Source organism: Streptomyces sp. BPTC-684, from assembly GCF_030028635.1.
GTDB classification, from domain to species: Bacteria; Actinomycetota; Actinomycetes; order Streptomycetales; family Streptomycetaceae; genus Streptomyces; species Streptomyces noboritoensis.
Genome location: NZ_CP124863.1, coordinates 4179975 through 4192338 on the forward strand (window position 1 = coordinate 4179975; position 12364 = coordinate 4192338).

General features: G+C 71.7%; 10 protein-coding genes. All 10 read right to left on the reverse strand.

The window, feature by feature from the left end:
* Positions 1–45: 45 nt before the first annotated feature.
* Positions 46–1374 carry a hypothetical protein gene (locus QIY60_RS18425; RefSeq protein ID WP_283143440.1) on the reverse strand — a complete coding sequence of 443 codons (1329 nt, stop codon included), beginning with the start codon at positions 1372–1374 and terminating at the stop codon, positions 46–48.
* Positions 1375–1433: 59 nt separating this feature from the next.
* Positions 1434–2411: a glutamate ABC transporter substrate-binding protein gene (locus QIY60_RS18430; protein ID WP_283143441.1), complete on the reverse strand. Its 978-nt coding sequence runs from the start codon at positions 2409–2411 to the stop codon at positions 1434–1436.
* A 61-nt stretch (positions 2412–2472) separates the two neighbouring features.
* On the reverse strand, positions 2473–3834 hold the full coding sequence (locus tag QIY60_RS18435; protein ID WP_283143442.1) for a hypothetical protein: 1362 nt from the start codon (positions 3832–3834) through the stop codon (positions 2473–2475).
* Positions 3835–4111: 277 nt separating this feature from the next.
* On the reverse strand, positions 4112–5086 hold the full coding sequence (locus QIY60_RS18440; protein WP_283143443.1) for a BadF/BadG/BcrA/BcrD ATPase family protein: 975 nt from the start codon (positions 5084–5086) through the stop codon (positions 4112–4114).
* A complete protein-coding gene (locus QIY60_RS18445; RefSeq protein ID WP_283143444.1) occupies positions 5083–6348 on the reverse strand; it encodes a 6-phospho-beta-glucosidase in 1266 nt (421 codons plus the stop codon). Before QIY60_RS18445 ends, QIY60_RS18440 begins: the two co-directional genes overlap by 4 nt.
* A 3-nt stretch (positions 6349–6351) precedes the next feature.
* Positions 6352–7230 (reverse strand): carbohydrate ABC transporter permease, encoded by an 879-nt coding sequence (locus QIY60_RS18450; protein WP_283145996.1) that lies wholly within the window; start codon positions 7228–7230, stop codon positions 6352–6354.
* 13 nt (positions 7231–7243) lie between these two features.
* Positions 7244–8185, reverse strand: a complete 942-nt coding sequence (locus QIY60_RS18455; RefSeq protein WP_283143445.1) for a sugar ABC transporter permease — start codon at positions 8183–8185, stop codon at positions 7244–7246.
* Between the two features lie 7 nt (positions 8186–8192).
* Entirely contained in the window at positions 8193–9539 is a 1347-nt protein-coding gene (locus QIY60_RS18460) for an ABC transporter substrate-binding protein (protein ID WP_283143446.1), read from the reverse strand.
* Positions 9540–9601: 62 nt separating this feature from the next.
* Positions 9602–10945 carry an ROK family transcriptional regulator gene (locus tag QIY60_RS18465; protein ID WP_283143447.1) on the reverse strand — a complete coding sequence of 448 codons (1344 nt, stop codon included), beginning with the start codon at positions 10943–10945 and terminating at the stop codon, positions 9602–9604.
* 221 nt (positions 10946–11166) lie between these two features.
* Positions 11167–12228, reverse strand: coding sequence for a mechanosensitive ion channel family protein (locus QIY60_RS18470; protein ID WP_283145997.1), 1062 nt, complete (start codon positions 12226–12228; stop codon positions 11167–11169).
* Between the last annotated feature and the right edge of the window lie 136 nt (positions 12229–12364).

Here is a 12364-nt window from a genome sequence, read left to right on the forward strand (position 1 = left end):
CGTAGGAGCCCTCGCAACCGGGGCGCTGGCACTTCTTCTGGTCGCTCACGATTCCCCCCTCTGGTCAACGGGCCCGGGCTGCCTGGGAACCAGCACCTCCGCCGCCGCCCGCTGGTACCGCAGCACCGCCTCCTCGGCGACGCGCAGATCGCAGGGCGCGGACCACAGCATCCGGCGCGCCGCGTCGTACCGTTCGATGAGCAGCGGGTCCTCGGCCATGCCGTGCCGGGCGACCTTCGCCTTGTACGCGTCCAGCCTGCCGCGCAGCTCCGCGCGGACCGCCAGCGGCGCGGTGACGGCCGTCAGCGACTCGCGGGCGCGCAGCAGTTCGTCCTCGGCCTCCCGCTCCAGGGATTCCAGCAGCGGCGAGAGCCGGTGCCACTGGGCGTGCCTGCGGTACTCGGCGGCGGCCACCAGGCGCTCCTGGAGCGCGGTCGGCGGGCCGCTCACCGCGGGCACCTCGGACGCGGCGATCTTCGCCAGCACCTCGCCGCGCGCCGCCCGCGCCTCGGTCAGGGTGCGGTCCGCGCGTACGAGCACGTCCCGCAGCCGCACGAGCCGCTGCTCAGCATCCTGGCGGACTGTCAGCACCGCGTCGATCTCCCGCCGTACGTCCTCCAGGGCGCGGGCCGCCCGGTCGTAGCGCTCGGTGTCCGGGCGGCCGCCGCCCGGCGCGGAGCTGCCCGGTGCGGGCACCCAGAACGCCAGCGGGTCCGACACCACCTGGGCCCGCAGCGACGTCAGCTCCTCGGTGATCGACTCCAGGTCGTCGCCCGCCGGGTGCTCCCCGGGGCGCACGCCCACCGAGTGCGCCAGGCCACGGGTGCGGTGCAGCTCGGCCGCCAGCAGGTCTATCCGGGCGGGCAGCGCCGACCACACCGCGTCGGCGGCGACGACCAGGTCGAGCGAGCGCGCGTACAGCTCGTTCATCCGGCTCACCAGCTGCTCCAGGGTGAACCGCTCGGTCAGCCGGGCGGGTCCCGTCAGCGTGGCGGCCTGGGAGGCCGAACCGGCGACCGTCACCGACTCGCCGCGCAGCCGCTCGGTCAGCTCCACCAGGTCCTCGCGGGAGGGCCAGCGGCGCCGCTCGCGCAGCTCCCGGGCGCCGTCCAGGGCCGCCTTGTACGCGTCGAAGTACGCCCACAGCAAGGTGATCGACTGCTCGGTGGCGGCCCAGCGGTCCCGGGTGACCCCGGTCAGCTCCGCGCCCTCCAGGAGGCGCCGGCCCGCGTGGTCCTGGAGCGCGAGCAGCGAGGTCTCGATCGCCTCGTGCTCGGCGTCGAGCCGGGTCAGCGCACGGTCCACCTCGTCCCGGTCGAGCACCGGCCGGACGGGCCTCCCCGAGGAGGAGCCGGGGAAGGATCCCGCGCCCATCGATCACCTCTCTGCTCTGCGTTTCTCTGCGGTCGTGCGAACCGGGGTCAAGCCGGGTGCTATGAACGGTACTTGGGCTCGGGCGGGCCGGATATCCCGGGCAGGTCGGCGGCGAGCCAGTCGCGGTAGGCCTTCATCCACGGGCTGTCCGCGCCGCCGCTGCGGTAGTCCACCAGGACCTGGTTGATCCGCCGCACCAGGTCGTCGTTGCCGAGCTTGGTGGCGACTCCGTAGTACTCCGTGGTGAACCGCGTGCCCTTGAGCTGGGCGGCCGGGTCCTGCGCGGCCTGGCCCGCCGCCAGCGCGTTGTCCGTGACCACCGCGTCGACCTGGCCGAGCTGGAGGCGCACCAGGCAGTCCAGCTGGCTGGGCACGGTCAGGTTCTTGTAGACGGCGCCGTACGACTTCTTCTCCAGCTCGTCGAACGCGGTCGAGCCGGCCGCCGTGCAGACCTTCTTGCCCTTGAGCGTGTCGTTGTACCCCGTGATCTCCGACTCCTTGGGCGCGAGCACCTGCTGCCCGGCCTCGAAGTACGCGGAGGAGAAGGCGACCTGGCCGATCCGCTTGCAGTTGATGGTCATCGTCCGCACGACGATGTCGACCTGGTCCTTCTGGAGTGCCGGGATGCGCTGGCTGGTGGGGATGGCGCGGTAGATGACCGCGTCCGGGTCGCCCAGGATGTTCTTGGCGATCGCCCGCACCAGCTCGATGTCGAACCCTTCGAGCTTCCCGGTCGCCGGGTTGCGGTACCCCCAGCGGTAGCTGTTCTGGTCGACGCCCGCGACGAGCTTGCCGCGCTGCTTGATCCTGTCGATCGCCGGCCCCTCGGCATCGGCCGAGGGCGTCAGGCTGGCCTCCGGGTCCTTGCAGGTGTCGGCCTTCGCCTGGACGCCCTGCCCGACCCCGGACCCACCGACCCGACCGTCTTCGCCCGCCTCGTGCCGCGACAGCGGAACGAGCAGCGACGCGGCGGCGGCCAGGGCGAGCGCCATCCCGCCGACGCCGCCCCACCCGCGGAGCCTGCCCTTCCCGTTCATCGCGCCTCCTCCCAGGACCGCTGTGCCCCTCGGGCCGGTGTTCCCCTGTACCCCACGGTGCTCACCTGTACTCCGCGAGCCTGCGGCTGACGCCGACGCCCGCGGCCGCCGCGCCCAGCACCGCGAGCACCGCGGCGCCCAGCGGGAGCCCGGTCAGCGCGCCCTTGCCGTCGGAGGCGGCCCGGGTGAACTCCCGCTGCTCGTGGCCGATCGCCTTCTCCAGGGCCGCGTCGACCCGGTCGAAGGACTGGCCGGTGGAGCCGGACGCGCCGATGACCTGCTTCAGGGCGCCTTCGTAGTCGCCGGCGTTGTCCGTGTCCCGGGCGCTCGCGTGCTGCTTCTGCCACTGGCTGACGCTGTCCTGCGCGTCCTTGACCGGCGTACGCCCGGAGCTGTCGTCGGCGAGTTCCGCGGCCGAACCGAGCTTGCCCACGAGGTCCTTCATCTCCGCCGTGTAGTCCGTGTCGTACTGGTCGTGGTTGTCCTTGTCCAGGACCGCCCCGCGCGCCACCAGTGTCAGGTTCTCGTTGGCGCGGGCCTTCAGCGAGTTGATGCGGGCGTCGTTGAGCACCTTCAGCGACTCCTGGCCGTGCGAGCGCGAGGTCGACAGGTCGGCGGCGGCCACCGCGTGCCCCGCGACCAGCCACAGCAGCACGACCACCGAGGCGGCGCTGGCGGCGAGCAGCCCGTGGTTGAGGACCCGGTTGGTGCGCAGGTAGGTGCGCCGCTGGGCCCAGAAGAGCGCGCCGAGCGCCACGGCGCCGACCGCGAGCGCCGCGTACGGCCAGGTCTCCGCCTGGTCGTAGTCGTCGTAGAGCCTGCCGGTCTCCGCCTCGTAGAGCTTCTGGGCGGCGGGCAGCAGCTGCTCGGTCATGCGCTCGTTCGCGTACCGCAGATAGGCGCCGCCGACCGGGAAGCCCTGGCGGTTGTTGGCGCGGGCCTGCTCTATCAGGCCGTTGTAGACCGGCAGTTGCTCGTTGAGCGCGGCTATCGAGCGGCCGGAGTCGGAGGCGCCCGTCGTGTTGGCCGCGGCCTTCACCAGCAGGCGGGAGGCGGTCGCGATGTCCGACTCGTACCGCAGTCGGACGTCGTGGGGCTCCTGGGCGCCCGCGAGGAAGCCGCTGGCGGCGGCGGTGTCCGCGTCCGCCAGCGAGCGGTAGATGGAGGCCGCGTCGGCGCTCAGCGGCTGGCTGCGGCTCACCACGTCGTCGGCGGCGGCCGCCCGGTCGGAGACCTCCCAGGCGGTCACCGCGCCGAACGCCACGACGAGCAGCGCGACCACCGTGCCGATGATCCACAGCCGTCCCGGCTCGGTCGTCGCGGCGGCGCGCAGCCGGTCCCGGGACTCGGCCCAGCCGCCCCGGCGCGGAGCGGGGGCGGGCGGGTGCCCCGGGGCCGGTGGTGCCGGAGCCGGTGCCGTCACCGGCGCCCGCGGTGCGCGTGTGCTCGGCGGGTGTGCCACTTGACCTCCCCCTGGGTCACGAGTGCCTGGCCAGCAGTATGGACGCAGGGACCAGCCACCACACAAGGGTTGACCTGATCTTGTTACCCGCTTGCTCCACCCCTGCCCCCGCTGCCTCCCCACCATGTATACGCCGCTGGGATCGGATCGGTTCCACTCGGCGCGAACGGATGCCCCGGGCGCCCGTGTGTCTACGCGCACCACCCCCCGCTCCTACGCGCGCACCGCCCCCGGACGTCTACACGTACTGCCCGCGCAGCCGCGCGAACACCTCCGGCGACGCCCCCACCGCGTCCAGCCCGAGCAGTCCCGCCCCCAGCACCGGCGAGGCCGCCACCACCAGCGGCACCGCCTTGGGTGCCCTCGCGGCCAGCAACGTACGGACCCCGTCGTCCAGTTGGGGATGGCGGGCGGCGAGGACGCTGCCGCCCAGCAGGACCGGCGTCTCCTCGTCCAGCAGGTCCAGGCGCTCCAGGGCGACCACGGCCAGTGCCACGATCTCCTCGGCCTGGCGGTCCACCAGGGCCCGGGCCACCGGGTCCCCGGCCGCCGCGACCGCGAAGAGCACCGGCGCCAGTTCGTGGCGGCGGGCGGGCGCCACGTGCTCCAGGTGGAGCGCCTCGATCAGCGCGTACACGGACGGCAGTCCGAAGTGCTCCGGCAGCGCCCGGGCGAGAGCCGTCGGCCCGCCCCGCCCGTCCTCGGCCCGCGCGGCGAACCACAGGGCCTCCTCGGCGAGTCCGCCGCCCCCGCCCCAGTCCCCGGAGATCTTGCCGAGCGCCGGGAAGCGGGCGGTGCGGCCGTCCGGCGTCATGCCGACGCAGTTGATCCCCGCCCCGCACACCACCGCGACCCCGCGCGGCTCGGCGCCGCTCGGCAGCCCGGCCCGCAGGATCGCGAAGGTGTCGTTGTACACCTTGACCGTGCCGCCCCAGCCGCGGGCCGTCAGCGCCTCGGCCAACTGGCGCTCCTCGACGGGCAGATCGGCGTTGGCCAGACATGCCGAGACGTGGTCGACCGCCACAGGGCCGGTGTTCCCGGCCGCCGCCCACGCCCGTACGACCGCGTCCGCCAGCGCGTCCACCGCCGTCTCGACGCCCACGGCGGGCGGCCGGAAGCCGCCGCCCCTGGCCGTGCCCAGGACCGTCCCGTCCGGGCCGATCAGGGCGGCGTCGGTCTTGCTGTTGCCCGCGTCGATCGCCAGCACGCTCATGCCCACGCGAGGTGCTCCCGGTTGTGCGCGATCAGCCGGTCGGTGAGGCCCTCGGCGTACTCGTACTGGCCGACCAGCGGATGCGCAAGGAGTGCCCGGAACACCCGGTCGCGGCCGCCGCGCAGCGCGGCCTCCAGGGCCAGGTCCTCGTAGGCGGTGACGTGCGCGATCAGCCCCGCGTACAGCGGATCCAGGTCGGGCACGGCCAGCGGCACCGGGCCGCTCGCGTCCACCCGCGCCTGCACCTCGATCACCGCGTCGTCGGCGAGGAACGGCAGGGTACCGTTGTTGTACGTGTTGACGACCTGCACCGGGCTGCCGCCGTTGCCGAGCAGCGAGGCGGCCAGGTCCACGGCCGCCTCCGAGTAGAAGGCGCCGCCCCGCTTGGCGAGCAGCTCCGGCTTCTCGTCCAGCGCCGGGTCCCCGTACATCCTCAGCAACTGCCGCTCCATCTCCGCGACTTCCGCCGCGCGGGACGGCTTGGTGCCCAGTTCCCGTACGACCTCGTCGTGCGCGTAGTAGTAGCGCAGATAGTACGAAGGGACGACGCCGAGCCGGTCGAGGACCTGCCGGGGCAGGTGCAGGTCGTCCGCGACCGTGTCGCCGTGCTCGGCGAGCAGCTTCGGCAGCACGTTCTCCCCGGCGGGGCTGCCCAGGCGCACCCCGAGCTCCCAGGTGAGGTGGTTGAGGCCCACGTGGTCCAGGTGCACCTCGCCGGGTGCGACGCCGAGCAGCTTCGCGAACTTGCGCTGGAAGCCGATGGCGACGTTGCAGAGCCCGACCGCCTTGTGGCCGGCCTGGAGCAGCGCGCGCGTGACGATGCCCACCGGGTTGGTGAAGTCGATGATCCAGGCGTCCGGGTTGGTGCGCCGCACCCGCTCCGCGATGTCCAGGACCACCGGGACGGTCCGCAGCGCCTTGGCCAGGCCGCCGGCGCCGGTCGTCTCCTGGCCGACGCAGCCGCACTCCAGCGGCCACGTCTCGTCGCGCTCGCGGGCGGCCTGGCCGCCGACGCGCAGCTGGAGCAGCACGGCGTCGGCGCCCTCGACGCCCGCGTCCAGGTCGGAGGTGGTGGTGATCCTGCCCGGGTGGCCCTGCTTGGCGAAGATGCGCCGGGCGAGCCCGCCGACGAGGTCGAGGCGGTCGGCCGCCGGGTCGACCAGGACCAGCTCCTCGATGGGCAGCGTGTCCCGCAACCGGGCGAATCCGTCGATGAGTTCGGGGGTGTAGGTCGACCCTCCGCCGACCACGGTGAGCTTCAATGTCTAACCCTTCACTCCGGTGAGCGTGACGCCCTCGACGAACGCCTTCTGCGCGAAGAAGAACACGAGGATCACGGGGGCCATGACCAGGACGGTCGCGGCCATGGTCAGGTTCCAGTCGGTGTGGTGCGCGCCCTTGAAGGACTCCAGGCCGTACGACAGCGTCCAGGCTCCCGGGTTCTCCGAGGCGTAGATCTGCGGCCCGAAGTAGTCGTTCCAGGCGTAGAAGAACTGGAAGAGCGCGACCGCGGCGATCCCCGGCTTGGCCATCGGCAGCACGACCCGCAGCAGGGTGCGCAGCTCCCCGCAGCCGTCGACCTTGGCCGCGTCCAGGTACTCGTTGGGGATGGTCATCAGGAACTGCCGCAGCAGGAAGATGGAGAACGCGTCGCCGAACGCCATCGGGACGATCAGCGGCCAGAGCGTGCCGGACAGGTCCAGCTGCTTCGCCCAGAACAGGTACATCGGGATGATGATCACCTGCGGCGGCAGCATCATCATCGAGATGACCAGCATCATCGACAGATTGCGGCCGCGGAAGCGGAACTTGGCGAGCGCGTAGGCCACCGGGACGGAGGACACCACGGTCAGGACGGTGCCGAGCCCGGCGTACAGCAGGGTGTTCTTCCACCAGGTGAGGAAGCCGGGGGTGTCGAGCACCTTCTTGTAGTTGGACCACTGCCAGTGGTCCGGGATCAGGTCGCGGGTCAGCGTCTGCTGGTTGTCCATCAGCGAGGTGAGCACGATGAACACGAACGGCAGCACGAAGAAGAGCGCCGCCGCGACGCCCAGGGCGTGCACGCCGATCCAGTGGAGGAGCGCCTTGCGGCGGGCGACGCGGGCCGCCGGGGTCGCCACCGGGGCGTCCAGTGCGTACGTCATGTCGGCCATCTGCCTAGTCACCTGCTTGGATCAGTCCGCCACGGCGCCGCATCAGGAGTGCGGTGAAGGCCATGGAGAGGGCGAAGAGGACCAGGGCGACCACACAGGCGGAGCCGTAGTCGAAGCGCTGGAAGCCGAGGTTGTACACCAGCTGCGGCAGGGTCAGCGTCGACTTGTCCGGGTAGCCGGGCTCGAACGGCTGCCCGGAGCTGCCGATGATCCCCGAGGCGACCTTTCCGGCCACCAGCGGCTGGGTGTAGTACTGCATGGTCTGGATGATCCCGGTGACCACCGCGAACATCACGATGGGCGAGATGTTCGGCAGCGTCACGAACCGGAACCGCTGCCAGGACGAGGCCCCGTCCAGCTCGGCCGCCTCGTACTGCTCCTTCGGCACGTCGAGCAGCGCGGCCATGAAGATCACCATCAGGTCCCCGACGCCCCACACCGCGAGCATGGTCAGCGCGGGCTTGGACCAGGTGGGGTCGGTGAACCAGTCCGGCGCCGGTATCCCGAGGTCGGACAGGACCGAGTTGACCGGCCCCGTACCGGGGTTGAGCAGGAAGACGAAGGCGAGCGTGGCGGCGACCGGCGGCGCGAGGTAGGGCAGGTAGAACAGGGTCCGGAAGACCCCGGCACCCGTCTTGATCTTGGTGATGAGCAGCCCGATGCCGAGCCCGAAGGCGACCCGGCAGACCACCATGACCACCACCAGCCACAGCGTGTTGCGCAGCGCGGGCCAGAACAGCGGGTAGTCGTTGAAGACGTACGACCAGTTCTTGAGCCCGTTGAAGGCGGGGTCGGCGAACCCGTCGTAGTGCGTGAAGGAGAAGTAGACCGTGGAGATCAGCGGGTAGGCGAAGAAGACGCCGAAGCCGATCAGCCAGGGGGACATGAAGGCGGCGGTCCGCAGCGCCGCCCGGCGGCGCTTGGCGCGCAGTGTGTACGTGGTCATTCCGGGGCTACTTGGCCTGGTCGATCGCGGTGTCGATCTCCTTGGCGGTCTTCTCCAGACCGGCCTTGACGTCGCCCTGCTTGCCCTTCTCGACGTCGTAGCCGAGGTTCTGGATCGACACCAGGTACTGGCCGCCGTTGACGGAGGCCGGGCTGGTGGTCGAGCCCGGGTTCTGCGCGATGTCCAGGAACGTCTTGAAGCGCGGGTCGTACTTGAGGTTCGGGGACTTCAGCGCATCGAGGGTGGAGGGCACGTTGTGGATGGCGTTGGCGAAGTTCACGACCGCTTCCGTGTTGGTCGTCATGTACTTCACCAGCTCCCAGGCGGCGTTCTGCTTGGTCGAGGTGGCGGCGATGCCCGCGATGGTCCCGGTGATGTACCCCTTGCCGTAGGTCGCGGCCTGGTCGTCCGGCACGGGCAGCGGGGCAACCCCGATCTCGAACTTCGGCTTGGTGTCCTCGGCCATGCCGAGGCGCCACTCGCCGTCCAGCTGCATGGCGACCTGGCCCAGGTGGAAGGGATGCTTGGCGCCGAACTCGTCACCGAAGCCGGACCGGAACTTCTCCAGCTTCTGGAACCCGCCCAGGTCGTCCACCAGCTGCTTCTGGAAGCCGAGCCCCTTGGCGAAGGCCGGGTCCTTGGCGATGTTCGACTTGCCGCTGGAGTCGAAGTACGTGGGCGACCACTGCGCGATGTAGTGCTCGGTCGTCGACTCGTAGCCGTGGTAGGTCGGCATGAACCCGAGCTGCTCGTACGAGTCGCCCTTCGCCTTGGTCAGCTTCTTGGCGTCGGCGGCGAACTCGCTCCACGTCCTGGGCGGGTTCGCGATCCCGGCGGCCTTGAAGGCTTCCTTGTTGTAGTAGAGCGCGTAGGCGTCGCCGAGCAGCGGGAGCGTGCAGCGCCTGCCGTCGAACTGCGTGTACTCGTTCATCGCCTTCGGGAAGGTCTTCGCGGGGTCGATCCCGTCCTTCTTCAGGAAGGGGGCGAGGTCGACGAAGGCCTTGGACGAGCAGAACTTGCCGACGTTGTTGGTGGTGAAGGAGGAGACCACGTCCGGCGCGTTCGAACCGCCCGCGCGCAGCGCCTGGTTGATCTTGTCGTCGTTGATGTTGCCGACGACCTTCACGTGGATGGTGGGGTGCGCCTTCTGGAAGGCGTCCACGTTGGCCTGGATCGCCTTGACCTCCTCCGGGGCGCTCCACCCGTGCCAGAAGGTGATCGTCGTCTCCTTGGAGGCGTCGTCCTTCGCGGCGGAGTCGCTCTGGCCCGTACAGGCGGAGGCGAACAGGGCGATGGAGGCGGTCACGGCGAGCGCGGCGGCCGACTTCCGGTGGTTTCGGCTGTTTCCGGACATGGCGAAGTCTCCCGGGGCGGGGGCGGAGGAACGGGGATGGGGTTCTTACGGGTGGCGGGGGTTCAGCGGGAGGTGTCGAAGACCTCGTCGCGGGTGGCGGCGAGGGCGCTCTCCAACGCGCCGCGCAGCACAGGGTGGTGGCGCACCTCGCCGATGACGAGCCGCGGCCGGGAGGCGGCGAGCTCGCCCAGCTCGTGCTGCACGAGCGCGCGCAGCGGCTCGCCACCGGCGGAGATCAGCGCGCCGGACAGCACGACGAGCTCGGGGTCGAGCACGGCGACCATGGAGGCGAGGCCGGTGGCGAGGCCGGTGGCGAAGGTTTCGAGGAGGCGGCGGGAGGGGGCGTCGGGGTCGGCGTGCTCGCTCTGGGGGCCGGGGCCGTTCTGCTCGCTCGGGGCGTCGGGGCCGGTGAGGGAGTCGGGAGAGCCGGGGCCGTCCTGCTCGTTCCGGGCGCCGGGGATGTCGTCCCCCTCGTCCCGCCGCCGTACGGCCTCCGCCGCCCGCGCGACGAGCGCGGTGGCGACCTCGATGGGCGTGCCGCCGGGGATGTCCGCGACGCCGAACTCCCTTGCGAGCCGGGGCAGTACCTGCCCGCCCGCCAGCTCCTGGAAGCCGCCGGAGTTCGCCTTGGTGACGTGCCGGACGAGCGGGGCGCCCGGCACCGGCAGGAAGCCGACCTCGCCGGCGCCGCCGGTGAACCCGCGGTGCAGCCGTCCGCCGATGACGAGCGCGGCACCGAGCCCGCCCTCGTTCCACAGCAGCACGAAGTCGTCGTGGCCGCGCGCGGCGCCGAGCCGCTGCTCGGCGATGGCCGCGAGGTTGACGTCGTTCTCGTACTCGACCGGCATCGGCAGCGCGGCCGCGAGTTCGTCGAGGAGAGCGGGGGAGTGCCAGCCGGGGAGGTGGGAGGCGTACCGCAGCCGCCCGGTGCCGGGGTCGAAGGCGCCGGGCGTGCCGATGACGACGCGGTGCAGATCGCCCCGGACGAGGTCGGCGGCCTTCACGGCCCCGTCGAGCGCGTCGGTGACCTGCCGCACCACGGACTCGCCGGCCCGGCGGCCCGGGGTGCGCACCTCGAACTCCCCGACCACGTCCCCGGCGACGTCCGCGACGGCGGCCCGGATCCGCTCGGGCGTCACATCGAGCCCGGCGACGTGCGCGGCGCGCGCGTTGACCGCGTACAGCTGGGCGTTGGGCCCGGGCCGCCCCTCGGTGGTCCCGGTCGCCACGACCAGCCCCGCCGCCTCCAGCCGCGCGAGCAGCTGCGACGCGGTCGGCTTGGACAGCCCGGTGAGCTTCCCGATCCGGGTACGGGACAGGGGCCCGTGCTCCAGGAGCAGATCGAGGGCGGCGCGGTCGTTCATGGCGCGGAGTACGCGCGGCGTTCCCGGGGTAGTACCGGCCACGACGGCAGCACCTGCCCTTCACGTCTCGACTTCCCCAACCCCACTGTTAGGAAAGTTTCCTATCCGGTTGCGAGGAAGGTAGGCCGCGGTTCAGGTGGCGTCAATGGGGAGCTCGGGGGGCTATCAAAGCGTTACCTCGTGAGGGCGGGGATCCGGTGTACGACGAAGGGCGCCCCCGCCGACCATCCGGCGGGGGCGCCCTTCACGCGCGTTCGCAGCTACTACTTCGCCAGGCTCCCCGGCGGTATGGGCGCCGTAGCCAGCGACTGCGGAGAAGTCGGGTTGTTCAGGGCCGAAGGGGCGGCCACAGCGGCCGACGGGTCCGGGGCCGGGTCCTCGGCCGGGAGCGGCGCGCCGCCCACGATCCGTATCCCCGCCGCATCCAGCGACCGCTTGATGCGCCAGCGCAGCTCGCGCTCCACGCCCAGCGCCTTGCCCGGCATCGTCTTCGCCGAGACGCGGATCACCATCGAGTCGAGCAGCACCTCGTTGAGGCCGAGGACCTCGACCGGGCCCCACAGGCGCTCGTTCCACGGCTCGTCCTTGGCCATGGACTCCGCGGCCTCCGTGATCGCCGCGCGGACGCGGTCCAGGTCCTCCGTCGGGCGGACCTGGACGTCGACGGCCGCCGTGGCCCAGCCCTGGCTGAGGTTGCCGATGCGCTTGATCTCGCCGTTGCGCACGTACCAGATCTCGCCGTTGTCGCCGCGCAGCTTCGTCACGCGCAGACCGACCTCGACCACCTCGCCGGAGGCCACGCCCGCGTCGATCGAGTCGCCGACCCCGTACTGGTCCTCCAGAATCATGAAGACGCCGGAGAGGAAGTCCGTGACGAGGTTGCGCGCGCCGAAGCCGATCGCCACACCGGCGACACCCGCCGAGGCGAGCAGCGGCGCCAGGTCGATGTTGAGGACGCCCAGGACCATCAGGGCCGCGGTGCCCATGATCAGGAAGGATGCCACCGAGCGCAGGACCGAGCCGATGGCCTCCGAGCGCTGGCGGCGGCGCTCCGCGTTGACCAGGAGGCCGCCGAGCGCGGTGCCCTCCACCGCCTGGGCGCTGCGGTTCATCCGGTCTATGAGCTTGGTCAGCGCCCGGCGCACCAGCACCCGCAGCACCGACGCGATGATCACGATCAGGAGGATGCGCAGGCCGATGGCGAGCCACGTCGACCAGTTCTCCTCGACCCAGCCCGCGGCCTCCGTGGCCGACTTCTGGGCGTCGTCGAGGGTGACCGGCGTGGTCGGCGGGGCGGTGGGATCGGACGGGGATCCGGCGGCCAGTACGGCGGGCCAGTGCACGGGGGGAACCTCCAGGCATTGCGCTGCCGACAGTGCGACGGCAGTCCCACCACACTAACGGGGCAACGTGTGTGCTTCGTTGCCGTGTTCGGGGGAGAGGGTGCCCCGAGCTGGGGAT

Coding starts and splice junctions, on each gene's coding strand:
- QIY60_RS18425 (WP_283143440.1), bottom strand. CDS start 1,374: ATGGGCGCGGGATCCTTCCCCGGCTCCTCCTCGGGGAGGCCCGTCCGG.
- QIY60_RS18430 (WP_283143441.1), bottom strand. CDS start 2,411: ATGAACGGGAAGGGCAGGCTCCGCGGGTGGGGCGGCGTCGGCGGGATG.
- QIY60_RS18440 (WP_283143443.1), bottom strand. CDS start 5,086: ATGAGCGTGCTGGCGATCGACGCGGGCAACAGCAAGACCGACGCCGCC.
- QIY60_RS18450 (WP_283145996.1), bottom strand. CDS start 7,230: ATGACGTACGCACTGGACGCCCCGGTGGCGACCCCGGCGGCCCGCGTC.
- QIY60_RS18455 (WP_283143445.1), bottom strand. CDS start 8,185: ATGACCACGTACACACTGCGCGCCAAGCGCCGCCGGGCGGCGCTGCGG.
- QIY60_RS18460 (WP_283143446.1), bottom strand. CDS start 9,539: ATGTCCGGAAACAGCCGAAACCACCGGAAGTCGGCCGCCGCGCTCGCC.